Origin of the sequence: Pseudofrankia saprophytica (genome assembly GCF_000235425.2) — a bacterium.
Lineage (GTDB): Bacteria > Actinomycetota > Actinomycetes > Frankiales > Frankiaceae > Pseudofrankia > Pseudofrankia saprophytica.
The window spans coordinates 1,885,585-1,911,169 of sequence record NZ_KI912266.1 but is presented as its reverse complement, the minus strand read 5'-3'; the positions used below and the strand labels follow the sequence as shown (position 1 = coordinate 1,911,169).

At 71.0% G+C, this 25,585-nt stretch carries 23 protein-coding genes and 1 tRNA gene; 12 read left to right on the top strand and 12 right to left on the bottom strand.

What is annotated here, in order from left to right; all coding sequences use genetic code 11:
* Positions 1–39: 39 nt before the first annotated feature.
* From pstA to pstS, 3 genes are all read right to left on the bottom strand, one after another.
* Complete coding sequence (gene pstA, locus FRCN3DRAFT_RS0208055; RefSeq protein ID WP_007512348.1) at positions 40–1,101, bottom strand: phosphate ABC transporter permease PstA; 1,062 nt, start codon at positions 1,099–1,101, stop codon at positions 40–42.
* Positions 1,098–2,309, bottom strand: coding sequence for a PstC family ABC transporter permease (locus tag FRCN3DRAFT_RS0208050; RefSeq protein WP_007512350.1), 1,212 nt, complete (start codon positions 2,307–2,309; stop codon positions 1,098–1,100). Before FRCN3DRAFT_RS0208050 ends, pstA begins: the two co-directional genes overlap by 4 nt.
* Before the next feature lie 207 nt (positions 2,310–2,516).
* The gene (gene pstS / locus FRCN3DRAFT_RS0208045) at positions 2,517–3,638 is read right to left on the bottom strand and encodes a phosphate ABC transporter substrate-binding protein PstS (RefSeq protein ID WP_007512352.1); all 1,122 of its coding nucleotides are present in this window, start codon (positions 3,636–3,638) and stop codon (positions 2,517–2,519) included.
* Positions 3,639–4,294: 656 nt separating this feature from the next.
* Here pstS and FRCN3DRAFT_RS54900 point away from each other — a divergent pair.
* The 6 genes from FRCN3DRAFT_RS54900 to FRCN3DRAFT_RS0208015 all read left to right on the top strand — a co-directional run bounded on the left by FRCN3DRAFT_RS54900 (position 4,295) and on the right by FRCN3DRAFT_RS0208015 (position 11,360).
* Positions 4,295–4,738, top strand: coding sequence for a hypothetical protein (locus tag FRCN3DRAFT_RS54900; protein ID WP_007512354.1), 444 nt, complete (start codon positions 4,295–4,297; stop codon positions 4,736–4,738).
* Positions 4,739–4,862: 124 nt separating this feature from the next.
* The gene (gene proS, locus FRCN3DRAFT_RS0208035) at positions 4,863–6,269 is read left to right on the top strand and encodes a proline--tRNA ligase (protein ID WP_027140363.1); all 1,407 of its coding nucleotides are present in this window, start codon (positions 4,863–4,865) and stop codon (positions 6,267–6,269) included.
* A gap of 757 nt (positions 6,270–7,026) precedes the next feature.
* Positions 7,027–7,890, top strand: a complete 864-nt coding sequence (locus FRCN3DRAFT_RS0208030) for an amidohydrolase family protein (protein ID WP_007512357.1) — start codon at positions 7,027–7,029, stop codon at positions 7,888–7,890.
* A gap of 17 nt (positions 7,891–7,907) precedes the next feature.
* Entirely contained in the window at positions 7,908–10,148 is a 2,241-nt protein-coding gene (locus FRCN3DRAFT_RS0208025; RefSeq protein ID WP_007512359.1) for an acyl-CoA dehydrogenase family protein, read from the top strand.
* Positions 10,149–10,303: 155 nt separating this feature from the next.
* Positions 10,304–10,954: a TetR family transcriptional regulator gene (locus tag FRCN3DRAFT_RS0208020; protein WP_007512361.1), complete on the top strand. Its 651-nt coding sequence runs from the start codon at positions 10,304–10,306 to the stop codon at positions 10,952–10,954.
* A gap of 124 nt (positions 10,955–11,078) precedes the next feature.
* On the top strand, positions 11,079–11,360 hold the full coding sequence (locus FRCN3DRAFT_RS0208015; protein WP_007512362.1) for a hypothetical protein: 282 nt from the start codon (positions 11,079–11,081) through the stop codon (positions 11,358–11,360).
* Between the two features lie 46 nt (positions 11,361–11,406).
* Here FRCN3DRAFT_RS0208015 and FRCN3DRAFT_RS0208010 read toward each other — a convergent pair whose 3' ends face one another.
* The 6 genes from FRCN3DRAFT_RS0208010 to FRCN3DRAFT_RS0207985 all read right to left on the bottom strand — a co-directional run bounded on the left by FRCN3DRAFT_RS0208010 (position 11,407) and on the right by FRCN3DRAFT_RS0207985 (position 17,040).
* Positions 11,407–12,447: an ABC transporter substrate-binding protein gene (locus tag FRCN3DRAFT_RS0208010; protein ID WP_007512364.1), complete on the bottom strand. Its 1,041-nt coding sequence runs from the start codon at positions 12,445–12,447 to the stop codon at positions 11,407–11,409.
* The gene (locus FRCN3DRAFT_RS0208005; RefSeq protein ID WP_232793965.1) at positions 12,444–13,094 is read right to left on the bottom strand and encodes an ABC transporter permease; all 651 of its coding nucleotides are present in this window, start codon (positions 13,092–13,094) and stop codon (positions 12,444–12,446) included. The genes FRCN3DRAFT_RS0208010 and FRCN3DRAFT_RS0208005 overlap by 4 nt, the downstream gene beginning before the upstream one ends.
* Before the next feature lie 161 nt (positions 13,095–13,255).
* Positions 13,256–14,098 (bottom strand): ABC transporter ATP-binding protein, encoded by an 843-nt coding sequence (locus tag FRCN3DRAFT_RS0208000; protein ID WP_007512367.1) that lies wholly within the window; start codon positions 14,096–14,098, stop codon positions 13,256–13,258.
* Between the two features lie 184 nt (positions 14,099–14,282).
* The gene (locus FRCN3DRAFT_RS0207995) at positions 14,283–15,305 is read right to left on the bottom strand and encodes a hypothetical protein (protein ID WP_007512369.1); all 1,023 of its coding nucleotides are present in this window, start codon (positions 15,303–15,305) and stop codon (positions 14,283–14,285) included.
* Positions 15,306–15,320: 15 nt separating this feature from the next.
* Positions 15,321–15,983, bottom strand: a complete 663-nt coding sequence (locus FRCN3DRAFT_RS43270; RefSeq protein WP_007512370.1) for a SigE family RNA polymerase sigma factor — start codon at positions 15,981–15,983, stop codon at positions 15,321–15,323.
* Positions 15,984–16,149: 166 nt separating this feature from the next.
* Positions 16,150–17,040: a putative protein N(5)-glutamine methyltransferase gene (locus FRCN3DRAFT_RS0207985; protein ID WP_051466183.1), complete on the bottom strand. Its 891-nt coding sequence runs from the start codon at positions 17,038–17,040 to the stop codon at positions 16,150–16,152.
* Positions 17,041–17,563: 523 nt separating this feature from the next.
* Here FRCN3DRAFT_RS0207985 and FRCN3DRAFT_RS0207980 point away from each other — a divergent pair.
* From FRCN3DRAFT_RS0207980 to FRCN3DRAFT_RS0207965, 4 genes are all read left to right on the top strand, one after another.
* Positions 17,564–18,556 (top strand): ABC transporter ATP-binding protein, encoded by a 993-nt coding sequence (locus FRCN3DRAFT_RS0207980; protein ID WP_007512374.1) that lies wholly within the window; start codon positions 17,564–17,566, stop codon positions 18,554–18,556.
* Entirely contained in the window at positions 18,553–19,518 is a 966-nt protein-coding gene (locus FRCN3DRAFT_RS0207975) for an ABC transporter permease (protein ID WP_007512376.1), read from the top strand. The genes FRCN3DRAFT_RS0207980 and FRCN3DRAFT_RS0207975 overlap by 4 nt, the downstream gene beginning before the upstream one ends.
* Before the next feature lie 167 nt (positions 19,519–19,685).
* Entirely contained in the window at positions 19,686–21,401 is a 1,716-nt protein-coding gene (locus FRCN3DRAFT_RS0207970; RefSeq protein ID WP_232793964.1) for a sensor histidine kinase, read from the top strand.
* A 49-nt stretch (positions 21,402–21,450) separates the two neighbouring features.
* Entirely contained in the window at positions 21,451–22,185 is a 735-nt protein-coding gene (locus FRCN3DRAFT_RS0207965) for a response regulator (RefSeq protein ID WP_007512380.1), read from the top strand.
* A gap of 16 nt (positions 22,186–22,201) precedes the next feature.
* Here FRCN3DRAFT_RS0207965 and FRCN3DRAFT_RS0207960 read toward each other — a convergent pair whose 3' ends face one another.
* A complete protein-coding gene (locus FRCN3DRAFT_RS0207960) occupies positions 22,202–22,657 on the bottom strand; it encodes a GatB/YqeY domain-containing protein (RefSeq protein ID WP_027140361.1) in 456 nt (151 codons plus the stop codon).
* A 180-nt stretch (positions 22,658–22,837) separates the two neighbouring features.
* On the opposite strand from FRCN3DRAFT_RS0207960, the gene FRCN3DRAFT_RS0207955 reads away from it, so the two are divergent.
* Together FRCN3DRAFT_RS0207955 and FRCN3DRAFT_RS0207950 are read left to right on the top strand one after the other, a co-directional pair.
* The gene (locus FRCN3DRAFT_RS0207955) at positions 22,838–23,776 is read left to right on the top strand and encodes a metallophosphoesterase (RefSeq protein ID WP_106410153.1); all 939 of its coding nucleotides are present in this window, start codon (positions 22,838–22,840) and stop codon (positions 23,774–23,776) included.
* 111 nt (positions 23,777–23,887) lie between these two features.
* Positions 23,888–23,964, top strand: a tRNA-Pro gene (locus tag FRCN3DRAFT_RS0207950).
* A gap of 289 nt (positions 23,965–24,253) precedes the next feature.
* Here the strand turns inward: FRCN3DRAFT_RS0207950 and FRCN3DRAFT_RS53910 are convergent.
* On the bottom strand, positions 24,254–24,709 hold the full coding sequence (locus FRCN3DRAFT_RS53910) for a Pycsar system effector family protein (protein WP_131803577.1): 456 nt from the start codon (positions 24,707–24,709) through the stop codon (positions 24,254–24,256).
* 360 nt (positions 24,710–25,069) lie between these two features.
* The gene (locus tag FRCN3DRAFT_RS0207945) at positions 25,070–25,369 is read right to left on the bottom strand and encodes a hypothetical protein (protein WP_007512385.1); all 300 of its coding nucleotides are present in this window, start codon (positions 25,367–25,369) and stop codon (positions 25,070–25,072) included.
* Between the last annotated feature and the right edge of the window lie 216 nt (positions 25,370–25,585).

Genomic DNA, 25,585 nt, shown 5'->3' with positions numbered 1-25,585 from the left:
TCGTGATTCGGTTTGCGGAGACGTTGCTCATCGAGGCGGTCAGACCCTGGTCCGGCGCGCGATGAAGCGCGCAATCAGGTTCAGCAGCATGACAATGATGATCAGGACGAGCGCGGCCGACCAGGCACGGTCAATGGCCCAGCTCTGCGGCTTCGCGGCCTCGGAGAAGATGTACAACGGAAGGGCCGCCTGGTGGCCCGAGAACGGGTCGTTGTTGATGGAGTCGTTCCCGAAGACCGTAAGCAGCAGCGGCGCGGTCTCGCCGGCCACTCGGGCGATGGCCAACATGACGCCCGTCACAATGCCCGGCAGCGCCGTGGGAACCACGACCTTCAGGATCGTGCGCCACCGCGCGACCCCGAGCGCGTAGCTCGCCTCGCGCAGCTCGTTCGGGACCAGCTTGAGCATCTCCTCGGTGGAGCGGACCACCGTCGGGATCATCAGGATGATCAACGCCAGCGAACCGGCGAATCCGGTCTGCGGGGCACCCAGGACGATCAGGTAGAAGGCGTAGATGAACAGACCGGCGATGATCGACGGCAGACCGGTCAGCACGTCGACGAAGAAGCTGATCGTCCGGCTGATCCGGCCGCGGCCGTACTCGACCAGGTAGATCGCGACCAGCACGCTGAACGGCACCGCGATGAGGCTCGCGAGGGCGATCTGCTCCAGGGTGCCGATGATCGCCGCATAGGCGCCGCCGCCGTGGTCGCGAGCCCTGACGCCCCGCATCGAGTGGGTGAGGAACTCGACGTCGAGGCGAGCGGCACCCTTGCTGATCACCGTGACCAGCACGGCGACGAGCGGGACCATCGCGAGCAGGAAGGCCCCGATGAGCAGCGTCGTCGCGAACCGGTCCCTGGCCCGCCGGCCGCCCTCGACCACTACGGAGGCGATCGTCTGGCCGGCCGCGAAGAACAGCAGCGAGAGCAGAAGGATCTGGATCTCGCTGTCCATCGGGGTGGCGAAATACAGCAACAGGGAGATGCCGACGGACGCGACGGCGATCACCGGCAGCGCGAAGGCGGGCAGCTTGTTGCCATGAAGGTGCAGCTTGTCGGCCGCGGGGGCGCCCTCGGGTGCCACTGTCAGGGTGCTCATGCCGCGGCCCCCGAGAACTCGGCCCGGCGGGCGATGATGGCCCGCGCGGCGATGTTGACCAGCATGGTGACGATGAACAGCACGAGACCGGACGCGATCAGCGCGCCGCGGCCGGTGTCGTTGGAGTCGCCGAAGCCGTTCGCGATGTTCGCGGCGATCGTGTTTCCGGCCGGTTCGAGGAGGTGCACCGAGATACCGAACGACGCGGGCAGGACCATCGCGACCGCGATGGTCTCGCCCATCGCCCGGCCGAGGCCCAGCATCGAGGCGCTGATCACGCCGGGCTGGCCGTAGGGCAGCACCGCCGTGCGGATCATCTCCCAGCGGGTCGCCCCGAGCGCGAACGCCGCTTCCTTGTGCGCGATCGGGACCTGCTTGAAGACCTCGCGCGAGATGGCCGCGACGATCGGCAGGACCATGATGGCGAGAACGACGCCCGCCACGAAGATCGACCGACCGACCGAGCCGCTCGCGGTGCTGAAGATGCCGATGTCATCCGGTGCGTCGGCGATGCCGGCGATCAGAGACACGACGACGCCAAGTACCACGCCCGCGGTGATGGGTGTGCCCACGGAGTTGCTTCCCGTGGCCGTGGCGCGGCGGATCAGACCGAAGGCCAGGCCCAGGATCGCCCCGCCGAGCGGAGTCCACGGGAACCAGGGAAGGTACTGGCTCAACCAGCTCTGGGTGCCGTTCATGTGTGGCGCGAGGATGGCCAGGCCCCACAGGCCGTAGACGACGCTGGGCACGGCGGCCAGCAGGTCGACGATGTAGCCCAGCGCGTCACCGACCCGGCGGGGCGCGTAGTTCGTGATGAACAGGGCGATCCCGACGGCCACCGGCACCGCGATGATCATCGCGACCGCGGCCGTGACGACCGTGCCGAACAGCAGCGCGGCGATGCCGAACCGCGGGTTGCCGGCCTCGTTCGGGAACCACGTCTGCGTGGTGAAGAAGTTCGCCTTGTTGGCGCCCAGCGCGTCCGTCGCCTTGAGAACGAGGAACAGCGCGATCGCCGCCATGAGCGCCAGCAGCAGGAAGCCGCAGAGGCGCGTCACGTTCTTGAAGGCCGCGTCGGCGAAGCTGACCTTCGCCTTGGCGCGTGGAGCGGTATCGGTATCGGTATTGGGAGGGGACTCACCACCGCCAGTCCCCCCTGGCTCGGACGGCGCCGGGCCGGCCGTCTGGGCGGCCGGTTCTGTGGTCATCGTCCCCTCCTGATCATCTGGTTCCGAGACTTGTCATCAGGACCGACAAACGTGGCGAGCCGCGGCCGGGCCGAACGCCCCGGCCGCGGCCGCATCAACACACGCACGGGCCGAACCGGCCCGGTCCTCCCGCCGGATGCCCGTTGCCCGACCAGCCATCGGCACGGCCACGGGCATCCGGACGGAAGGTCACCTCAAGGCCGAAGATCAGCCAAGGGTGGCGACGACGCCCTGGACCTTGGTGGCCACCGCGCTAGGCAGCGGCGCGTAACCCAGGTCAGAGATCGAGGCCTGACCGGCCTCGGACGAGGTGTAGGTCAGGAAGGACTTCACCAGGGCAGCCTTGGCGGGGTCGAGGCCCTTGGTGCAGACGATCTCGTACGAGACCAGGTACGCCGGGTAGGCACCCGGGGTCGCGGTCTTGTAGTCGAAGGTCAGGACCAGGTCGTTGCCATCCTTGGCGGTGGCGGTGGAGACGCCCTTGGAGGCGCCGTCCGTGCTGACCTTGACGAACTCACCGGCAGCGTTCTTCAGCTGGGCGGTCGACAGGCCGGAGTTCTCGGCGTACGACAGCTCGACGTAGCCGATCGCGCCCGGGGTGGACTTGACCGTCGAGGCGATGCCGTCGCTGCCCTTCGAGCCCTGGCCGCCCGTCGCCTTCCAGTCGGAACTGTGGTCGAAGGTCCAGTCCGAACCGCCGGCGCCGGCCAGGAACTTGGTGAAGTTGTCGGTGGTGCCCGAGCTGTCCGAGCGGTGCACCGACGCGATGGCGGTGTCCGGCAGGGACGCGCTGCCGTTGTCGGCCTTGATCGCCGGGTCGTTCCACTTGGTGATCGCACCCGAGAAGATCTTGGCGACGGTCCCCGGCGACAGCTTGAGGTCGCTCACGCCCGACAGGTTGTAGACGACGGCGATCGGGCCGACCACCATCGGGATGTCGACGACCTCGCCACCGGTGCAGCGGGCCGCGGCGGCCGTCTTCTGGTCGTCCTTGATCGCGGAGTCGGAGCCGGCGAAGTCGACCTGCTTGTCGATGAACGACTGGCGGCCGGTGCCGGAGCTGGACGACGCGTAGGCGACGGTCGTGCCGCTGCAGGCGTCCTGGTACGCACTGATCCACTCGTCCATCGCGTTCTTCTGCGCGGACGAGCCGCCACCGCTGATGCTGCCGGTGGCGCAGTCGATCGCCGCCGCGCCCCCAGCGGATGCGGACCCGCTGGCCGGAGTGCTCGGCGTGTCGCCGTTGTCGTCCGAACCACATGCCGCGACGCTGAGCAGTGCCGCGACGGCGATGCCGGCGGCGGCGGACTGGCGCTTGCCTACCTTCACGAGTAGCCCTTCTTTGTGGCGCCGCGAGGCGCCTGCCCCCAGCGGTCCCGTCCGGACCACCGGTGAATCATCGAAGCGGCCCATAGTGAACCGGGAATGAACAAACCCGAACGCAAACCGGACACACACTGGAACAGCTACCCGTTTAGGTTGATCCGGAGCCAACAGGCTCGGGGATCCCAGGCATGGCTACGAGCCGTGATGGCATTTGACCCGTTGGTACACAGACGGCCTACGCGACAACTACGCCGGCTCCGGCCGCCGCACCGTCTCCTCCACGCCCCCTTCCGTTCACCCCCCATCCCGGAGCGACAACCCACCACCATCCGGTAGCCCTCCACGCTCGCGCGTCAGGCCAACAGGAAAGTGGTCGGACAACTACGGAACGAAACCGACCGTCAGTCGAGCGCTGCTCGATGTCCCATCTGCCCGGGGATCACCCTTCACCCCTTGCTCGTCCCGTCCGATTGCTGTTCAGCAAAGCCACGGTTGCTGACAGCATTCGTCCTATAGCCATGGGTCATGGGTGATGGCTGACCCCGTCCAGGCTCGCGCCCGGCATCGGAGCCGGAACTGAACGCGAGCGTTCGCATGGCCTCGGCTACCCGCCGGTCGCGGCCAGCGGCTGGCGTCAGCCAGGCAGAAGGAGGATGTGCATGAAAGACACCGCCATCGACGTCGGTGACCTGGGCCCCGAGGACCTCGGCGGCGAGGACCTCGGCGGCGCCGGAGGGTCCGAAGCCATGGACCCCGCGCCGGAGCCGGGCCCGCTCGCCGAGCTGCCGCGTTCGCTCGCCGAGGTGACCAGCGTCCACGACGGGGATGTGGCCGAGTACCGGCTGCTGCTCTCCCCGGGAGCGACCGCCGCCGAGGTCACCGCGGCGATGGTCCTCATGCCGCCCGCGTCCGCCCTGGTGAGCCACCGCGCCGACGCCGACATCCTGCTCGTCTTCCGCGAGCCCACCCACCCGTCCGCCGGCGCGGCCGTCTGGCCGCACGACGCCGGTCCCACGGCCGGCGGCCCTCGATCGGGCGGCCACCCTCGATCGGGTGGCGACGACCGGAGCCGGTACACCCCGGCGGCCAGACAGCCCAGCTAGCGGCGGTCCGGCAGGCGGCGGCGGGCCCGCGCCGGCTCCCCCGGAGGGACCGCGCCGGCCCCGTCGCGGAACCGCCGACGAGGGCAGCCGTCGAAACAACTACCCAGGGCAATATCGTGGAGGCGTGGCAGTGCTGACGTCTCGTTCCGAGGACTTCCCCCGCTGGTATCAGGACGTGATCGCCAAGGCCGAGTTGGCCGACAACGGTCCGGTCCGCGGGACGATGGTGATCCGACCGTACGGCTATGCGCTCTGGGAACGGATGCAGGCCGACGTCGACGCCCGGATCAAGGCCGCCGGCGCGGTGAACGCCTACTTCCCGTTGTTCATCCCGGAGAGCTACCTGCGCCGGGAGGCCCAGCACGTCGAGGGGTTCAGTCCCGAGCTCGCCGTCGTCACGCACGGCGGCGGCAAGGAGCTGGACGAGCCGATCGTCGTCCGCCCGACCAGCGAGACGGTCATCGGCGAGTACATGGCCAAGTGGACGCAGAGCTACCGCGACCTGCCGCTGCTGCTCAACCAGTGGGCGAACGTCGTCCGCTGGGAGCTGCGCCCGCGCCTCTTCCTGCGCACGAGCGAGTTCCTCTGGCAGGAGGGGCACACCGCGCACGCCGACCAGGCTGACGCCGCCGCCTACGCCCGCCGGATCGCGCTGGACGTCTACCAGGACTTCATGGTGTCGACCCTGGCGCTGCCGGTCTTCGTCGGACGCAAGACCCGCAAGGAGCGGTTCGCCGGGGCGATCAACACCCTCACCTGCGAGGGCATGATGGGCGACGGCAAGGCGCTGCAGATGGCCACCAGCCACGAGCTCGGCCAGAACTTCGCGCGCGCCTTCGACATCGACTTCCTCGGTGCCGACGGCGCTCGTCACCTGGCCTGGACGACCTCCTGGGGCTCGTCCACCCGGATGGTCGGCGGCCTGATCATGGCGCACGGCGATGACGGCGGACTGCGCATCCCGCCGCGGCTCGCGGCGACCCAGGTGGTCGTTCTCCCGGTCCGCGACGACGAGAAGGTCGTCGCCGCCGCCACCCAGATCGCCGACGAGCTGAGGGCGGCCGGGGTGCGGGTGTCGCTGGACGCCCGGCCGGGGCTGTCCTTCGGCCGGCGGGTCACCGACTGGGAGCTCAAGGGCGTGCCGGTCCGGGTCGAGGTCGGCCCCCGCGACCTGGCCGCCGGCAACACCACGCTGGCTCGCCGCGACACCGGCGAGAAGGTGACCGTGCCGCTGTCGGAGGCGGCCGGCCGGGTCCCGGCGCTGCTCGACGACGTCCAGGACACCCTGTACCAGCAGGCGCTGGCGCTGCGCGACTCGCGCACCGCCGACGTCACCTCCCTGGACGAGGCCGTCGAGGCGGCCGCCACCGGCTTCGCTCGCCTGCCGTGGCGGCTGGTCGGCGACGACGGCGAGGCGCGCCTGGCCGCCGAGGCCCTCACCGTCCGCTGCATCCAGAACCCGGACGGCACCTTCCCGGACGGCACGGACGACACCGACGACCTCGTCTGCCTGGTGGCCCGCTCGTACTGAGTTTCTGGTTCGCTCCGTCCGGGCACGGCGCTCCGGTCCCTTCCCTCGCTTCGCTTCGGGAAGGGACCTCCGCGCCGCGTCCTCCTCCGCTCACGGGCGCTCCGGCGACCTCGCTGCGGCCCGGCCCCGTTCGCTTCGCTCCGGGGCCGCGCCTCCGCGAGGCGCGCCTCCGCGCCCAGCGCGGTCACCCGCCGCTGAACGCCACCAACCCACAACGACCCGATCCACAGGTTCACTTCGCTTCGCTCGTGAGTGTCTGGACTGGTGACAGCCTGAGCGCTCCCGTACCGGTTGGTCGGGAGCGAATTTCGCCCCACGAGCGCAGCGACGTGGCCCCGCGACAGGGTCCTGTGGTCCCACACTGTCCGAGCGCCAAGCAACCGAGCTGGCCCGGAGGCGCGCCTCCGCGGAGGCCCGGCCCACGAGCGAAGCGAAGTGGGTTGGGCAGCAGCGGAGGTCGCCGGAGGACCCGTGAGCGGAGGAGGACGGCGCGCGGAGGTCCCGTGGGAGCGAAGCGAGCACGGGACCGGAGCGCGCCGCCCGGACGGAGCGAACCAGCGACGACCTTCCCGCCCGACGTGAAGCTGGTGACGTCCAAGCGTCGCGAGCTCGGCGGCAGGTAGAACATCATTTCTACCAGAAGCGACGGCGCTAGCACCAGGGGACGCGGCGCTTCGGCCCGAACACCTTGACTCTCGTGAAACCGAATTTCAGACTGGGCGACGAGATCTGATCGAGAGCAGGTGGAGGACGCGCGATGGCCTTTCCGACCGGAGTCCCGATCATCGACACGATGATCGGTTTCCCGCAGCCGGGTACCTCGCAGTACGACTTCATCCGCCGCCAGCTCAAGGACGACGAGTCGAAGGCGTTCGAGTTCCCGGCGCAGTACATGTTCAAGAACGTCCCGCACGACCTGCCCACGGACGACCCGGTCAGCGTGACGCTGCGCGAGATGGACCGCTTCGGGATCGAGAAGGGCATGATCGGCTGTGCCGGCGAGTCCGCGCGGCTGGCGCTGAAGCAGTTCCCGGACCGGTTCGTCCCGAGCGGCAACCTGGGCGACCCGAACGACGTGATGGGCACGGTGCGATCGATCACGCGGGACTACGAGGAGTTCGGCATCCGCGCGGTGGGCGCCTTCCCCTCCGGAGTCTTCCCGCAGGTCGCGATCAACGACGAGAAGATGTACCCGGCCTACGCCAAGTGCGTGGAGCTGGGAATCGCGGTGTTCTGCTGCACTGGCGTCCCCGGCCCGCGGCTGAAGTTCGAGCCGCAGCGGGTCGAGCTGATCGACCAGGTGATGTTCGACTTCCCCGACCTGGTCTTCGTCACCCGGCACGGCTGCGAGCCCTGGACGGACCTCGCCGTGAAGCTGCTGCTCAAGTGGCCGAACCTGTACTACTCGACGTCCGCGTTCGCGCCCAAGCACTACCCGAAGGCGATCATCGACTTCGCCAACACCCGCGGCGCCGGCAAGATCCTCTATGCGGGCTACTTCCCGATGGGCCTCTCGCTCGAGCGGATCATGACGGACATGCCGAACGTGCCGTTCCGCGACGACGTCTGGCCGAAGTTCCTGCACGAGAACGCCCGTAAGGTCCTCAAGCTCGACGCCTGACCGCGAGGAGAGTCGTCGTGTCGATCGGCCTGACCGAGGACCATGAGGCGCTCGCCTCGTCCATACGGGGCTTCGTCGCCCGCCACGCCCCGTCCGCCGCGATCCGCGCCGATCTCGATGCCTACGCCGCCGGCGGCCCGTTCCCCGGCTGGGACGGGCTGGTCGAGCTCGGCCTGACGTCGCTGCACCTGCCCGAGGAGCACGGCGGCGCCGGCGCCGGGTACCTGGAGCTCGCCGTCGCGCTGGAGGAGACCGCCCGCGCCCTGCTGCCCGGGCACCTGCTGCCGTCCGTCCTGACCAGCGGGCTGCTGGCCAGGAACGCGAGCGACGAGTTGCGCAAGCGGACGTTGCCCGGGCTCGCCGCCGGTGCTCGCGCCGCCAGCGCGCTCACCGCCGCCGGCCCGCGCGCCACGCCGGGATCCGACGGCGGCCACACCGTGTCCGGCGTGACGGTCCCGGTGCTGGGCGCGGCCGGCGCCGAGCTGCTCCTGCTCGGGGCGCGCGTCGCCGCCAGCACGGCCGCCGCCAACACCGTGGGCACCGTGGCCACCACTGACGCGGCAGCCGGCGGGGAGGTGTGGTTCGTCGTCGACGCCGCCGCGCCCGGCGTCCGCGTCGAGCCCGCCGACGCGGTGGACCTGACCCGCGGGGTCGCCCGGGTGCACCTGGACGCCGTCGCCGTCGGCGCGGAGCAGGTCGTCGCGATCGACGCGGAGCAGGTGCGCGTCCTGGCCGCCGTGCTGTTCGCCGCCGAGGCCGTCGGCATCGCGCGCTGGCTGCTGACCACCGGCGTCGAGTACGTCAAGGTGCGCGAGCAGTTCGGCCGGCCGGTCGGCTCGTTCCAGGCCGTCAAGCACCGCTGCGCCCGGATGCTGGTGAGAACCGAGACGATGACCGCCGCCGCCTGGGACGCGGCCCGCGCCGTCGAGCAGGGCGACGAGCAGCTCGCGCTCGCCGCCGCCGAGGCCGCGATCCTGTGCCTCGCGGGCGCGACCGAGCTCGGGCTGGAGACCGTCACCCTGCTCGGCGGCATCGGCTACACGTGGGAGCACGACACCCACCTGTACTGGCGGCGCGCCATGACACTGGAGAGCCTGCTCGGCCCGGTCGCCACGTTCGAGCACCGCCTCGGCAACCTGGTCGCCACCTCCGGCCAGGCTCGTGACTTCGATCTCGAGCTTCCCGAGGCGGACCCGGCGTTCCGCGCTCGGATCGCCGGCATCCTCGACGAGGTGGCGGCGCTGCCCGAGGGCGAGCGCCAGCGCCGGCTCGCCGACGAGGGGCTCGTGCTGCCGCACTACCCGCGTCCCTACGGCCTCGCGGCCACCCCCGTCGAGCAGATCGTCATCCAGCAGGAGTACGAACGGTCGGGCGTGGCCCAACCGAGGACCGTCATCGGCGAATGGGCGATGCCGACGGTCCTCGCGCACGGCACGGAGGAACAGAAGCGCACGCTCGTCCCCGCGACACTGCGCGGCGAGATCACCTGGTGCCAGCTGTTCAGCGAGCCGGGCGCCGGCTCCGACCTGGCGGCGCTGTCGACCCGGGCGGAAAAGGCCGAGGGCGGCTGGCGGATCAACGGCCAGAAGGTCTGGAACTCCATGGCGGACCGGGCCGACTACGGAATCCTGCTCGCGCGGACCAACCAGGACGCCCCCAAGCACCGGGGCATCTCGTACTTCCTGCTCGACATGCGCACGCCCGGCATCGAGGTGCGCCCGCTGCGCGAGGCCAACGGCAACTACCTGTTCAACGAGGTCTTCTTCACCGACGTCCTCGTGCCCGACGACCGGTTGGTGGGCGAGGTCGACAAGGGCTGGGCGCTGGCGCGCACCACGCTCGGCAACGAGCGAGTGGCCATGGGCGGGATGCGCGAGCTGAGGCTGGACATGCCGGCGATGGCCGCCTCCGGGGAGCTCGCCGCGCGCGCCGACGACGTCCACCGGGACATCGGCGCGCTGTACGCCCATGCGTACGCGCTGTCCGCGATGAGCCTGCGCGGGACGCTGCGCACGCTGTCCGGCCTTCGTCCCGGCGCCGAGGCGAGCGTCGCGAAGGTCGCGGCGAGCTTCCTGAACACCGACGTCGCGACGCGCACCCTGCGCTGGTTCGGCCCGGCGGCGGCCAGCGCCGAGGGCCCGGGCGCCGCGGCGGTGCACCAGTACCTGAGCGTTCCGCCGCACCTGATCGGCGGCGGCACCATCGAGATCCAGCTCAACGTCATCGCCGAGCGCGTCCTCGGTCTCCCTCGCGGCTGACCGGGGCCGGCCGGCCGACCACGACAGCCATCCTCGCAGTAGAACGGAATTTCAACTGTGAGGCTGGCCTCACAACTTTGCAGCAAGGCCAGGTGCGTAGACGAAGATCACCAATGGTATACGAAATGAAACCCGCTTCCAGGTAGCCTGGAAAGGTGGCGAAAGAGGAAACCCTGCCGCAGCCGGTCAGCACGATGACGCCGGCGCAGCTGGCCCGCCGGCGTCGGCTCACGGACGCGGTCATCGAGATGATCGACCAGGTGCCCCCGGACCAGTTGCAGATGCGGGACGTCGCCGAGCGCTCCGGGGTCGCGCTCGGTACGGCCTATCGCTACTTCTCCTCGAAGGATCATCTGCTCGCCGCCGCCTGGGCCGACTGGCAGCGCCGGCTCACCGACCGGGTACGCGCCGAGGTCTCCCGCGACCAGTCCCGCGGCGGCAACAGCGGCACCCCGCCGGCCGGCCCCTGCACGCGCGTCACCGCGTTCCTGCACCGCGAGCTGCGGGCCTTCCAGCGGCATCCGAACTTCGCCCGCCTCGTCACCCATGTGGAAGGCTCCAGCGACCCGTTCGCGAGCGAGGAGCTGGCCGGCCTCGGCGACGACAACCGCACCGTCCTCACCGCTCTCATGGACGACGTGCCACCCGACGTCGCCAGGCCCGCCATAATCGCCCTGAACGCCACCCTGGCCTCCGGGCTCGGTGCCTGGACGGCCGGCCGCCTCACCTTCCCCGACCTCGTCCGCCAGCTGGAGGACGTCGCCCGGCTGGTCCTGGGCCCCTACGAAAACCCCCAACCGGCCTGATCCCCGCACCTCGGCAGCCCTCCGGCCACCACGCGGTTGACAAGAACCAGACAAAAGGGGTCACAGACTCCCGGCCGCGCTCCACGATGACCCGACCGACGGGCAGTCAGTGGAGGGGAACAGCATGAAGATTCGCCTGGCTGTCGCGCTCCCGCTCGCCGCGGCGACGATCGCCGTCACGGCGACGGGTTGTTCGCAGAAGACCCGGGAACCGGGGCGGGACGCGCCCGTGGCCAGCCACGACGACAAGCCGGCCCGGGTCATCAACATGCCGGACGGTTTTAGCAACGTGTCCGCGAAGTGCGACGGGCCGAACATGGTGTACGTCGTCTACCACTCGGACGCCGCCTACGGCTCGGTCGCGATCGCGCCGAACGACCCTCGGTGCACCGGGAACGGAAGATAGCCTCGAGCCAGCGGGCCGCCGGCCACCACGCGCCCCCGGGCCCCGGTCAGCTGGCGGGGAGATAGGCGTTGGTGACGACGTCGGCGGCCTTCACGGGCCTGTCGATGAGATGCCCGGCGGACATCCAGTCGGCGAACGACTGCCAGGCAGCGGTGTCCTGGCGGCCGAAGCCGGCGGGGTTGCGCAGCAGCGGCACGGTCGCGTCGACCATCTTCGGCAGCACCGCGGGGTCGTATCCCTCGGCCACCGTGGCGATCGTCTTCGCGGCGCTCGCCGGGTCGGCCAGGACGGCGGCGTTGCCTCGGGCCAGCGCGCCGAGGAAGTCGCGTACCAGCTTCTGGTAGGCGGGATCGCTCTTCAGCCGGCTGGCCTGGGCGATGACGACGAGCTCGGCGTAGTCCGGCACGCCGGCCTCGGTCACCGGGATGACCGTCGGGTTCAGGCCCTCGGCCGCCAGCTGGACGGCCTCGACGTTGCGGAACCCGCCGAGGGTCGCGTCGACGTTGCCGGTCACCATCGCGGCGAGCAGGTCCTGGCCGACGTCGACCTTCGTCACGGAGCCTTCGTCGACGTGGTTGCTGGCGAGAATCGTCTTCAGGAACGCGTCCTGGGTGACGAGGCCCGCGGTGGCGACCTTCGCGCCGGCGAGGTCCGCGATGGCGTGCACCCGGGATTTGCCCGTGGCCATGACCGAGGTCAGGGCGGTGGGCACCAGAGCCCCGACGGCGACCACGTCCAGGCCCTGTGAACCGGCGATCACGGTCTCCGGCTCGTAGGAGATGCCCAGGTCGATCCTGCCGGTGCTGACCAGCTTCGTGGGGTCCGACGGGTCGGACGGCGGCTGCAGGGTGACGTCGAGCCCGGCGGCCTTGAAGTAGCCGGCGTCGCGGGCCGTGTAGAGCGCGACGTGGTCCGGGTTGGGATCCCAGTCCAGCAGGACCGTGGTCTTCCGGGTCTTCTCGCCGCCGGCGGATGCCCCGTTCGCGTCGTGATTCCCGCCGCCGCACGCGGACAGGACCAGTACTCCCGCCATCAGCGCGCAGCCAGCACCGCCGCCGAGACCGAACGTCGATCGGTGAGCCCTCATCTGTTGGTGCTCTTCCCTTCGTGAGCCCAGCCGACCAGTGCCCTCTCCAAGGCAGTGACCAGAACGAACAAGGCGATGGACATGGCGGACAGCAGGGCGATCGCAGCGAAGACCAGCGCGCTCTGCAGTTGTGGAACGGCCTGGCGCATCACGTGCCCGAGACCGTCGGACGAGCCTGAGTACTCGCCGAACACCGCCGCCGTCGAGGCATACGCGGCGGACAGCCGCAGCCCCGTGAACATCGACGGAAGTGCCGCGGGAAACTCGACCCGCCGAAAGATCGACCAGCGCGTGCCGTAGAGGGTGAGCATCGTCCGCCTGAGGTCGGCGTCGACGGCCGACAGACCGTCGAGCGTGCCCACGACGATCGGGAAGAAACAGAGCAGTGCCACCAGGATGAGCTTCGGCGTCAGCGAGTAACCGAAGATGATCGCCAGAACCGGCGCGATCACCACCACGGGCACGGTCTGCGAGCCGATCAGCCAAGGGTAGAGCGCCGACCGGGCGATCCGCGAGAAATGCAACCCGCAGGCGATGAACAGCCCGGCGCCGACCGCGATCGCGAAACCCGCCACCACCTCGGTCAGCGTCACCCAGGTGGCGCTCGCCAGCGTCGAGTCCCAACGATGCACCAGCGCACGGGCCACGGCACTCGGCGCGGGCAGGATGTAGTCCTCGACGCCGAGGACGGCCGTCGCCAGCTCCCACGCGGCGACGACCGCGACGAGCACCACCGCGGGCGGCCCCCATCGCCGAAGGCCCCATCCACCAAGGCCCTGGGCACCGCGCCGGGAAGCCGGGCGCGGCGTCACGAGCGCACCTGCTCGGTCGATGTCGACGGCGGCCGCTCCAGCGCGGCGAGGACCGCGTCGCGCAGCCCGACGAACTCGGCGCTCGCGAGCAGCTCGCGGCGGGAGCCGGCCGGGGGAAGATCGACGGCCAGGCGAGCCGCCACCCGGCCGGGGCGGCCCGTCAGGACGACCACCTCGTGACCAAGCAGCAGCGCCTCCTCCACATCGTGGGTGACCAGCACGGCCGTACGCGGCTCGGCGTCCAGGGTGGAGCGCAGCCAGTCCTGCGCCTCCGCGCGGGTGATCGCGTCGAGCGCGCCGAACGGCTCGTCCAGCAGCAGGATCTCCTTGTCCGCGACGAAGGTGCGCAGGAACGCCACCCGCTGGCGCATGCCACCGGAAAGCTGGCGAGGGCGATGATCCTCGAACCCAGCCAGCCCGAACCGGGCGAACAGCGGCCGCACCGCCGCTCGCGCCGCCCGGCGGGACATTCCCCGGTTCTCCAACGACACCGCGGCGTTGGCCAGCGCCGACCGCCAGGGCAGCAGCAGGTCGCGTTGCGGCATCAGGGCACATCGGGCGAGCCGACCGGCGGGTCCGGTGGCGCCGAGCACGTCGACGACGCCCTCGTCCGGCTCGTCCAGCCCGCTGATCAGCCCGAGGAGCGTGGACTTCCCGCAGCCGCTCGGCCCGACGACCGCGAGCCGCCGTCCGCGCGCGACGGCCAGATCCACCCGCTCGACCGCGACGACGTCGCCGTAGCGGCGGGTAACACCGGCCAGCCGGATGCCATCCGCATCGTGCTGATCTTGGCCTCTTTCGGCGGGGTGACCACCGGTGGCGAGCTCAGAAGGCGGCACCGGTACGAGCGGAACCGATGTACCGCGCGTACGCCATGCCACGGTGGCCGATACAACCCACCAGCGGCGTTCCCGGTCAAGCCGTCGGGTTCGACATCACGTCCCGGTCACGTCCCTCGAAAGGCCGTCGCCACGGCTCGCTGGGGCGACGGTCGCCCGGATCGCGCCGGGCGACCGTCTGATGTCACGGCCCGAGGTCGTCGCGGTAGCCACAGTCGACGTACGCCGTCCACTGCCACGAGCCGCCGGCCACGTCGTCGGTCCGGAGGCTCAGCACCTTGCCGTCGTCGGCGAGGATCAGGCGGGCGGTGGTCGCGCCCATGTCGGGCGGCAGCGTCGCGTCGAACGCGGTTCCGACCCGTCCGAGTGGGTCGGTCGCGGCGCCGACCACCGTGATGCCAGGCGTCTGAGCGAGCACCTTGAAGGCGGCCGCCTGCACCTCGGGCGTCGCCGGGGTCTGCATCAGGCTGACGACCACGCCCAACCGGTTGGCGCCCCGAGCGGCCTCCGGCACGTCGGAAGCCAGCCCGTCGTCCATGATCGCGGCGAGCTTCCCGGGATCGGCCGGAAGCGCGCGGATCTCAGCCTTCGTGTAGAGCCGGACGAAGTCCGCCATACCCTCGGGACCGTTGCGCTCGTACCCGGCCTTGTAGAGGCCTGTGAGGGCGTACTTGGCGTCCAGGCCGGTGAGGTCGTGAGTTTTGGTCTTCCCGTCGGTGGTCAGTACGACCCGCAGCTTCCCGTCATCCGACCGCGCCCAGTACTGCTCCGCGCGATTCTCCTGGGCCTGACCGCCAGGTGCCGGGACGACGTGAGCCTGGTAGATCTCGCGACACCAGAACACCGGCCCGTCGCCCGCCGGCGAGCTCAGCCGCCGCACGCTGGCCGCGAGGAACAGATCCGTGGCCGACCCGCCGCCCCCCAGACCGGCCGGGGGCGTCTCGGCGGCGGTCGACGACGGAGCCGGGCCAACCACCGGGCCGCCGGCACCGCCGCCCGGTGCCAACACCGTCGCGCCCACCGCGGCGGCCACGCCGATCGGCAGCGCCGCGACCCCCGCGCGCCGCCGGAACCGCATCGTGCGTCCGTGCCGCACCGCCCGGGCGGTGAGCCTGGTGAGCGCCGCCGGGTCGGCGGCGCCGAGGTCGTCGTCCGCGAGCGCGGCGCGCAGGGCGCGCACGGTCGCCTCTTCGGTTGGAGCTAGCACGCGGTCCGTCCTCGGTCAGATGGGTTCGTACGGAATACGAAGGGGATGAGGTGCCGGCGCCCGGTCGCGGGCCGCCGACAATCGGGTTTCTGACAACCGGGTCTCTCCAGCGGATCCGGCGGCGGTCGAGGTGGCGGCAGCCGACCTGGCGGTGTCGGACGTGGCGGTGGTGGATCCGCCCGCGAGTTCGGCCCGCGGCGGGTCGCCCAGGTGGGTGCGCAGCTTGGCGAGGCCGCGATGGGCCTGGCTGCGCACCGTCGCCTCGCTCGTGCCCAGGGCCGCGGCGATCTCGCCGTCCGGCGCGTCCAGGAGATAGCGCAGGACCAGCACCGCCCGTTGCCGGGTGGGCAGGGCGGCCAGCGCCGAACGCATCCGGAGGCGCTCGACCACGTCGTCCTCGGGCCGATCCGGCGCCGGCCGGTCGGGTACGGCACCGACGACGTCGGACGACGACCGGCGCCGCCACCCACTGATTCGGCCGTTCACCATCGCGCGCCGGACATAGGCCAGTGGATCGCGGCGGCGCGCGCTGGGCCAGCGGGCATACGTCCTGGTCAACGCCGACTGGACCAGGTCCTCGGCGCGGTGCCGGTCCCCGGTCATCGACCGGGCGAACCGGAGCAGCCCGTCGCCGTGCTCGGCGACGAACGCCGCGAACTCGTCCGCGTCACTCGTCATCGGATCTACTCGTCATGGTGGCCTCCTGGAGGTCTCACCCCCAGACACGCGCCAGCCGCCCGCCCTGTTGCACGGTCTCGGCCAGGGCTCATGCCACGAACCCGTCCCAGCCCGGCCGCCTCGCAGCTGATTTCACGTCCCGACGCCTCGTCGCGGGAGGTGGCGGCTATCGGCCGGCCGCGCCGGGTCTGGTCACGATGAGGACGGTCGCTTCGTAGTCGTCGGAGCCTTCGACGCGTGCCGTCAGGCCATGACGGCCGGCGACGCCAGCCAGCACGGGTGCCTGGCTGATGCTGGTCTCGACGAGCAGGTGGCCGCCCGAGGCGAGCCAGGCGCTCGCGCCGGCGATGACCCGCCGCAGGACGTCGAGCCCGTCCGGACCGCCGTCCAGCGCGACGAGTGGCTCGTACTCCCGCGCCTCCGGTGGCATCAGCGCGATTTCCTCGGTGGGCACGTACGGCGCGTTGGCGATCAGGACGTCGACGCGTCCCCGCAGGTCGGCCGGCAGCGGGTCATAGAGATCGCCCTCAAAGACCTGGCCGCCGGCGAGCGCGACGTTGCGGCGGGCGCAGCGCGCCGCCGCCGGATCGATGTCGGCGGCGTACAGCTCGACCTGGGCGGCGAGGCGGGCGACGACGAGGCCAAGGGCGCCCGAGCCGCAGCAAAGGTCGACGACGACCGCGCGCGCGAGGTCGGCCGCCGGGCCTACCGCCCGCGCGAGGTGGGCCGCCGCGGCCTGCCTGGCGAGGCCGGTCGCCAGTTCGACGAGAAACTCGGTGCGATGGCGCGGAACGAAGACGCCGTCCTCGACGGCGATCCGGTGCCCACAGAACTCGGCCCACCCGAGAATGTGCTCGAGCGGGATGCCGGCGGTCCGCCGGGCGACCATGTCGGCCAGATCGGCCGGCCCGTCGGCGGACGTGAGGAGCAGCGCGGCCTCGTCCTCCGCGAAGACGCAGCCGGCGGCTCGCAGTGTCTCGACAATGCCAGACGTTGTGACTGTCTCATCGGCGGATGCGCGGTTGTCGACGGATGAGTCGTCATTCGACGAGCTCACGCCACGGGCGGGAGAAAGCGACATCAGAAGCCTTTCGGAGCACCGAAGGGCGCTCGCGCGGCCACCGCTACTGACGAACAGCGTGGCCGCGAGGCGAACGCACCAAGCCTTTTCTGGCGTTGATGGGTCTCACCTCCTCCGGCTGTCGCTGCTGGTCCCGCAACACTATCCCGGACTCGCGGGACCGCGGCCTGCCCGAGGTCGACGGGCTCATGCCCGGAGCCGCCGCGTTCGGAACAGCCGCGTTCGGAGCAGCCGCGTTCGGAGCAGCCGCGTTCGAACGCCGCGTTCGGAGGCCGCGCGTTTCCGCTCGCCCACGCGGGGGCCGCGAGTCCGGCCACGTACCTCGTACCTCTCAAGGCGTACGCCTACGCCGTCAGCGGTACGTCGCGGCCGGAAAAGATCGGCCGCGCGGGCGTCGGCGGCGGGCCCGAAGATCCCTAACGTTCTGGTTGTCCAGCCGGCAGTCGACCACCCGGGACTCGACCACCGCCGGTACCTGACGACAGACGCGAGGTTGACGATGATCGAGGCGCGCGGGCTCACCAAGCGCTACGGCAGGAAGGTCGCCGTAGACGACCTTTCCTTCACGGTCAGGCCCGGAGTGGTCACCGGGTTCCTTGGGCCGAACGGCGCCGGCAAGTCGACGACGATGCGAATGATTCTCGGCCTGGACCGGCCGACCCAGGGCACGGTGCTCGTCGACGGCCGCCGCTACCGCGACCTGGCCTCGCCAGCACGCCACGTCGGCGCGCTGCTGGAATCCAGGGCGATCCACACGGGACGCTCGGCCCAGGACCATCTGCTCGCCCTGGCGCACACACACGGCATCCCGCGCGGCCGCGTCGACGAGGTCATTGACCTGGTCGGGCTACGGGACGTGGCTCGCAAGCGGGCCGGCGGCTTCTCGCTCGGCATGGGCCAGCGGCTGGGGATCGCCTCCGCGATGCTGGGCGACCCCGGGACGCTCGTCCTCGACGAGCCGGTCAACGGGCTCGACCCGGAGGGCGTCCGCTGGATCCGCGACCTACTGCGCGGCCTTGCCGCCGAGGGGCGCACCATCCTGCTCTCCTCGCACCTGATGAGCGAGATGGCGATGACCGCGACCAACCTGATCGTGGTCGGCCGCGGCCGACTCATCCAGGAGACGTCGGTCGAGGAGTTCGTCCGCGGCGCCTCGGGCAACCGGGTGCACGTCCGCTCCCCGCAGGCGGGCGAGCTCGCCGAGCTGGCCGCCCGCGAGGGCGCGACGGTCACCTACTCGGCCGCCCTCGCCGGCGCGCGCTCCGCCGCGGCCGCCAGTGGTTTCGAGGCCGCACCCGGCTCGGAGGCCGACGCCATCGAGGTGGCGGGCCTGCCGTCGGAACGGATCGGCGAGCTGGCCCGCGCCTACGGGATCGCGCTGTACGAGCTCACCCCACGCCTTGCCTCCCTCGAGGAGGCGTTCATGGACATCACCCGCGACGCGGTCGAGTTCAACACCGCGGCGCCCGCGACCAGCGAGGGAACCCGATGAACGAGATGCACGACCGCCAGTCCCGTGACCGCGCGTCCGCCGTGTCCGCCCTGCCGGCCACGGTCGCGGCGGCACCCGGCCGGCAGCCGGGAACGGCCACGCTGGAGCGCGGGGCATCGGCGCGGTCCAGGCGAGGGTCCGGCGCGGCGAGGGCGGGCGACGCCCCGAGCGGCGCCATCGCGGGCGACGTGACGCAGGCGCGGGTGATGCGGTCCGAATGGACGAAGCTCCGGTCGCTCCGTTCCACCCAGTGGACGATGGGGTTGGCTGTCCTGCTGCTCATCGGGCTCGCCATCCCACTGTGCGTCTCCGCGTCGGAGAACTGGACCGTCGCGGATGTCCAGGCTGGCAGCCAGGACCCGGTGTACCAGTCCCTCGCCGGTCTCCTGCTGGCCCAGGTGGCGGTCGGTGTCCTCGGGGTGCTGACCATGACCGGCGAGTACGCGACCGGCATGATCCGCGCGACGCTCGGCCTGGTGCCGCGAAGGCTGCCGGTGCTGTGGGCGAAGGCCGCCGTCCTCGCCGGTGTCACGTTCGTGGCGATGCTCGTCGCGTCGCTGGTGTCCTTCCTCATCGGCCAGGCCATCCTCGGATCGCACGACGTCGGCGTCTCCCTCGGCAGCGACGGCGCGGCGCGCGCGATCCTGGGCGCCGCGTTCTACCTGACCGCCATCGCGCTGCTCGGGCTCACCCTCGGCGCGTTGATCCGCCACACGGCCGGCGCGGTGACGGCGCTGCTCGGCGCGGTGCTCGGCCTCCCGCTCATCTTCTCGATGTTCGGCGAGCGGTTGGAGTCCGCGCAGCGGTACCTGCCCGCGCTCCTCGGTAACGCCATCTCGTCGACGAGCCCCGCCCGCCTCACCGACCTGGTCTCCCCAGGCAGGGCGTTCGTGATGCTGTGCCTCTACATCGCCCTCCTGGGCGTGGCCTCGGCCTACGTCCTCACCCGGCGCGACGTCTGATCCGACCGCTTCCCCGCGGATCACCTTCCCCGCGGATCGCTTTTCCCCGCGGAGCCCTCGGGGCGCGCGAGGCGACACCCGTCAGGTCGTCATCGCACGCCCCGGGGGCTTCGCGGGGGTCCTGTCCCGGCATCCCCAATCGGCCCGGAGGGGGCACTATGAGGCTCATGGCGACGAGGCTCATGGCGACGTCGAGCCGTGGGACGAGCCGGCCCAGCCAGCCGAACGTGCCCGACGTGCCCGGCGTGGTGTTCGGCCGGATGCGGTACGGCCGGATCGGCCGCACCCTGCGCGCCCGTCCCGTTCTCGTCGACACCGCTCTCGCGCTGATGGTCTGTCTCTTTGCGCTGGTACCGCTCACGTTGTCAAGCGGCCCGTCGGCCAGAATGGTGCTGCTCACCTGCGTGGCGGTGGCACCACTCTGCCTACGGCGTCGATACCCGGTCGGTGCGCTCATCGTCTGCGCGGCCGCGTCCTATGCGCAGATCCTGCTGTGGGTGCCGTCCTTCGGCACGTTCTCGTCGATGCTGATCGCGTTCTACACCGTGGCGAAATGGTCCCGGCGGCGGGCGACGGCAGGGGCCGCACTGATCATCACGATCTGGATCGTCTGGTTCAGTGGCCGACTTCCCCACGTCCGTGACGTCGACCGGCTCGGCGTCATGCTGGTCTTCCTGCCGGCCGCCATCGCCGCGGGTGTTCTCGGCGTCAACGCCAACACCCGGCGCGCATACGTCGCCTCCATCGCCGACCGCGCCATACGGGCCGAACGCGAGCGTGACCAGCAGGCCCTGCTCGCCGCGGCGGGCGAACGAGCCCGCATCGCGCGGGAGATGCATGACATCGTCGCGCACAACCTGTCCGTCATGATCGCGCTTGCGGACGGCGCGAGCTACACGCTGCGCGACCTGATCGCGGCCCCGGCCGAGGCGCCGGCGACCCACGGTGCGACGACCGAGGTGCCAGCGGGCGGCGACGAGCGGGCGCTACGCGCGGTCCGCGCGGTCGAATCCGTGTCGGCGACGGGCCGGGAGGCGCTCGCGCAGATGCGCAGCCTGCTCGGCGTCCTGCGGGACGACCACGCTCCCGCCGGGCCGCCGACCATCGACCTCGGCGCGGCGGCCAACCACCCGCCGGCTCCGCATGACGCCGCGCGGGCCGCCGTCCGGCGCGAGACGTTCGAGGCGCGCGAGACGCCCGAGACGTTCGACGACGGCCATGACGACGGCGGCGCGCAGGACATCGACTACACCGGCGGTCCGAGTGACCTCGGCGGCGAGGTCGCGACGGCCCCACAGCCGCGGGTCGCCGACCTCGAACGCCTGGTCAACCAGGTTCGCCACGCTGGGCGCACCGTCGGCCTCCTCGTCTCTGGCGACCGGCGCGAGCTGCCCGCGGACGCCGAACTCACGATCTTCCGGATCGTCCAGGAATCGCTGACCAACGTGCTGAAGCACGCGGGACCGCACGCTCGGGCCCTCGTTCGGCTGAACTTCGACCCCAATGGGGTCGACATCGAGGTCACCGACACCAGCCCAGCCACGGCAGCGGGTGCGGCCGAGCCCGGGGCTGAGGCTGGGACTGGGGCACAGGAGCGGCGGGACCGCCCCACCACCGATCCTCCGGAGATTCGTCGACCGTACGGGCGTGGTATCGAGGGAATGCGGGAACGTGCCGCCCTCCACGGCGGCCACCTGGTCGCCGGCCCGGTCGCTGGGCCGAACGGCGGATGGCGCGTCGCCGCGCGGATCAACGCTCCGGCGGCGCGGCAGCCGACGATCGCCGCCACCCGACCACCGGCTACGGACCGCCCGGATCACGACGACGCGGCTCCATCCGGGCCCTCGGCTTCCCTGAATGTCCCTCCGCCCCTCCGAAGGTAAGGACGGTGACGGTGCCCGTTACCAGCCAGATCCCTGGCATCCAGCCACGATGACGATCAGAGTCCTGCTCGCCGACGACCAGCCGCTGCTGCGGATGGGATTCCGGATGGTGCTCGATTCGCAGCCGGACATCACCGTGGTCGGCGAGGCCGGCGACGGCGCCGAGGCCGCGCGGCTCGCCGCGCAGTTGGCGCCCGACGTCGTGTTGATGGACGTGCGGATGCCCCGCGTCGACGGCATCGAGGCGACCAAGCGCATCGTGGCCACCGACGGCGCGTCGCGCGTGCTCATCCTGACCACGTTCGACCTGGACCAGTACGTGCTGGCGGGCCTGCGGGCGGGGGCGAGCGGCTTCCTCCTCAAGGACGTGCCGCCGGCGGACCTGCTCGCCGCGATCCGCACGGTAGCCGCCGGCGACGCCGTCGTCGCGCCGAACGTCACCCGACGGCTGCTCGACGCGTTCGCGCACCGCCTGCCGGACCCGGAATCCGACGGCGGCGCGGGCGCGGCCGGCGGCCGGTCGGCACCGGGCGCCCGTGCCGCCGGCGCCGACCGGGTCGCCCGCCTGACCGACCGGGAACGCGACGTTCTCGGCGAGGTCGCCGCCGGCCTGTCGAACGCGGAGATCGCCGCTCGTCTCGTGCTCTCCGAGGCGACGGTCAAGACCCACGTCGGCCGCATTCTGGCCAAGCTGGAACTACGCGACCGCGTCCAGGCCGTCGTCTTCGCCTACGAGACCGGCCTCGTGCGCCCGTCGGCGAACCCGCCCCGCCACCCGGACTGACCGCCGCCGACCCGGCCTACGCGGCGAGGCGGGACTTGACCAGGGCGGCGACCTTGCCGCCGTCGGCGCGGCCGGCCACCACGGCCTGGACGGCCTTCATCGCGGGGCCAATCGCCTTCGGCCCCGCGAAACCACCCTCGGCCAGCGCCTTCTCGACGATCGCGGCGAGCTCGTCGTCACCGAGCTGCTTGGGCAGGTAGTCGGCGAGCACGTCACCCTCGGAGCCCTCCCGGGCGGCCTGCTCGGCGCGCCCGGCCGCGGCGTAGGCCTCGGACGCCTCGCGGCGCTTGCGCACCTCCCGGGTCAGGACCTTCTCGACCTCGGCCTCGGAGAGCTCATGCGCCGCCTTGCCCGAGACCTCCGCCTCCTTGACCGCCGCGAGCGCGAGCCGCAGCGTGGACGTCCGCAGCTCGTCCCGGGCCTTCATCGCCGTGGTCAGGTCGGCGCGCAGTCGCTCTTTCAGAGTGCTCATGGTCATCGCAGCCTAGGTCCTGTCAAGTGGTTCGGTCATCCGCATTCTCGTCGCGGCTCGTTGGAAGGTAGGCGGGGCGGGCCTCGTCCGCACGCCAGCTGTCGCCTTGGTTCCCCTCGCCGCCCTGGTTCCCCTCGCCGGCTTGGTTCTCCTGTCGGTGGCGAGGGGGAGACTGGACCAATGCGAGGGGACATGCCGGGAGGGCGAGCCTTGGCCCTGCGGGCCGTGGCCGCGCTGGGAACGGCTGGCGCTGCCACGGTCGGGTACGGGCTGTATGAACGCGACTCCTACACGTTGACCAGGCGGGAGGTGCCCGTGCTCGCGCCGGGCTCCGCGCCGTTGCGAATCCTGCACCTGTCCGACCTGCACGTGCTGCCGCGCCAGGCCGGCAAGCTGCGCTGGCTCGGCGAGCTGGCCCGGGTGATGCCCGACCTGGTCGCCCTGACCGGCGACGTGCTCTCCCACGCGGACGCGTCCAGCCCGCTGCGCCAGGCCCTGGCGCCGCTGTACGGGTTCCCCGGCGTCTTCGTCCCCGGCAACAACGACTACTACGTGCCACGCCCACACAGCCCACACCACTACGTCCTCGGCGCCAACGAGGCCAAGCCCACCGGGCCGGCCCTGGACTGGTCGGGCTTCGCGAAGGACCTCGCCACCGACTCGGGCTGGCGGGACATGACCCACGTCCACGAGGTCCTGACGATCGGCGGCCGGCGCCTGGACACCCGGGGCGTCGACGACGCCAAGCTGCGCCGCGACCGGGCCGACCTCGTCGCCGGAACGCCCGACAGCGGCGTCGACCTCGTCCTGGGCCTGTCCCACACCCCCGAGCCCCGCGTACTCGACGCGTTCACCGCGAGCGGCGTACAGCTGACGCTGTCCGGCCACACCCACGGCGGCCAGATCCGCCTCCCCTTCGTAGGCGCGCTCGCCACCAACTGCGGCCTCGACCGCAGACGCGCCCGTGGCCTCTCCCGCTGGCACGTCGCACCCGAAACCGGCACCGTCCGCTCCTCCTGGCTACACGTCTCGGCCGGCCTCGGCACCTCCCCGTTCGCCCCGATCCGCTTCGGCTGCCGCCCCGAAGCAACCCTGCTCACCCTCACCGCCATCAGGTAGCGCCGCGGCGGAGCCGCGGCCGGGCGGCCCACCGATCATGCCGGTCAGATTCGCCGGAACCGGGCCGCCGCAGCCCCGCACCCGTCGGGTATGCTGACCATCGTCAGGCGCCGGGGTGTGGCGCAGCTTGGTAGCGCGCTTCGTTCGGGACGAAGAGGCCGTGGGTTCGAATCCCGCCACCCCGACCAGCATGGGGACGTGATCGACGATCACGTCCCCATCGTCGTACAGCAGCGAAGTACAGCAGTAGACCATTCGTCCGGCTCCTCGGCGTTCTCTCCGCCGCTGTCGGCGTCGGTGCCTCATCCCGATCGAGACCCGCCCTCCGGGCGGGAAGACCTCAGGGGGCTCCGCCCCCCGAACCTCCCGCCGGCACGCCGAAGGGATCACGCTCGCCCCAGCCATGAGCGCCAGGCACTCGGAACTCCAGGTGCCGCACGGGCCTCGATTCAAGGCACCTGGTGCGTGTCGTTAAAGTCAGCTAACAGCTATACATAGTGTGGCGACTATCATGAGCCCGATGCCCGTAAGGATGAGATCTATGGCCCAACGAATGAAGAAGAATTTGTGATGGGCCATTCGCGACAGAACTCTTATTCGAGCAGACCTGCGATCTTCGGTCATTCTTTCACGAATATCGGCCGACGATAACCGTGACCAATGCGGCCAGCTAGCCCCGTCATCATTCTTTAGATGTGGTCGTACTGCCAGTAGCAAGAAAATGATGGCCGTAGCCCAAGCGCCAATACCAGAAATATAGATAGACAGTGCGACTGTGTGATGAATCGCTTTGGGAAGGTTGGAGAGCACAACCGTAACTGCGGCGCCCGTGAGGGCGAGCAGGAAGCTCGCCTTATTGTCGCATCGGTCGAGCGTGCCCGTGAGCGTCGCTTCGGCGACGTTCAGATTGCGATCTTGCATGTCGGAAGCCACTGCGTCCCCCTCACCTTTGGCCGAATCTAGCGGGGGTGACAGGTCGCCGGGGTCCAGTTGCTCCGACTACCCGAGTGGTCGAACGCGCCGATACCTGAGCACAGCGACGACACGTTCAGCGGCGGGCCGCTGGCAAGGTCGAAGGCGTGGCGAGCCGCTCACGCCGTGCATGGCCAGGACCCGGCGACCCGGCGACCCGCCACGCAGCCGCCCGCGCCCGTCGAGGCGTCGCACCGCGCGGACGATGTGTGGTCGCACGCGCTTCCCGTCGGGCGAATATTGGCGTTCCAACAGGTCAGAGCCATGATCGCCGTCCCGTGTGAGAGATCGACGGCCGGGCGCGAGCAGATATCAGCGCGATCAGGATCCGTAGCGGTGGTACGTCTCGAGGGCCAGGTAGCGGCCGCCGCCGTTCGCGTAGGTCTCGTAGCCGTTGGTCGAGATGCCGCTGCCGTTCTTGCCCTTCGGGTAGATCTGGACCGTCTCGGTGAGGCCTTGGAAGTAGTAGGTCACGGTCACCATGGCGCCGTAGGTGTTCCATTTGACGTTCTTCGCGTAGCCCCAGTCGGAGTATCCCTTGCCCAGGCCCAGCCAGCGCCGCGCGGCGGGTGTGAGCCGGCAGGGCTTCGCGTTCCGGTCGGTCAGGAGGCGCGGGGACAACGAGGAACCGCTCTCTCCGTCCGGGTGTGGGCGCTGGCCCGCTAGAACCCCGACAGTCAGGGCCTCCGCCCCGACATCCCGTGGTTCGCGCTGCGCGCGTCACCGGCTCGGCTCATTTCTCGTTGTAGCTGGGCGGTGGTCAGCTTCGAGGCAGCCGAAATTGGGGGCTCGGCCGCGCCTTCCGCCCCAATTTCACCTGCCTCGACACGCCGAACC

Coding starts and splice junctions, on each gene's coding strand:
- FRCN3DRAFT_RS0208050 (WP_007512350.1), bottom strand. CDS start 2,309: ATGACCACAGAACCGGCCGCCCAGACGGCCGGCCCGGCGCCGTCCGAG.
- FRCN3DRAFT_RS0208015 (WP_007512362.1), top strand. CDS start 11,079: ATGAAGATTCGCCTGGCTGTCGCGCTCCCGCTCGCCGCGGCGACGATC.
- FRCN3DRAFT_RS0207960 (WP_027140361.1), bottom strand. CDS start 22,657: ATGAGCACTCTGAAAGAGCGACTGCGCGCCGACCTGACCACGGCGATG.
- FRCN3DRAFT_RS0208010 (WP_007512364.1), bottom strand. CDS start 12,447: ATGAGGGCTCACCGATCGACGTTCGGTCTCGGCGGCGGTGCTGGCTGC.
- FRCN3DRAFT_RS54900 (WP_007512354.1), top strand. CDS start 4,295: ATGAAAGACACCGCCATCGACGTCGGTGACCTGGGCCCCGAGGACCTC.
- FRCN3DRAFT_RS0207970 (WP_232793964.1), top strand. CDS start 19,686: ATGGCGACGAGGCTCATGGCGACGTCGAGCCGTGGGACGAGCCGGCCC.
- pstA (WP_007512348.1), bottom strand. CDS start 1,101: ATGAGCACCCTGACAGTGGCACCCGAGGGCGCCCCCGCGGCCGACAAG.
- FRCN3DRAFT_RS0207955 (WP_106410153.1), top strand. CDS start 22,838: ATGCGAGGGGACATGCCGGGAGGGCGAGCCTTGGCCCTGCGGGCCGTG.
- FRCN3DRAFT_RS0207965 (WP_007512380.1), top strand. CDS start 21,451: ATGACGATCAGAGTCCTGCTCGCCGACGACCAGCCGCTGCTGCGGATG.
- FRCN3DRAFT_RS43270 (WP_007512370.1), bottom strand. CDS start 15,983: ATGACGAGTGACGCGGACGAGTTCGCGGCGTTCGTCGCCGAGCACGGC.
- FRCN3DRAFT_RS0207980 (WP_007512374.1), top strand. CDS start 17,564: ATGATCGAGGCGCGCGGGCTCACCAAGCGCTACGGCAGGAAGGTCGCC.
- FRCN3DRAFT_RS0208030 (WP_007512357.1), top strand. CDS start 7,027: ATGGCCTTTCCGACCGGAGTCCCGATCATCGACACGATGATCGGTTTC.
- FRCN3DRAFT_RS0207975 (WP_007512376.1), top strand. CDS start 18,553: ATGAACGAGATGCACGACCGCCAGTCCCGTGACCGCGCGTCCGCCGTG.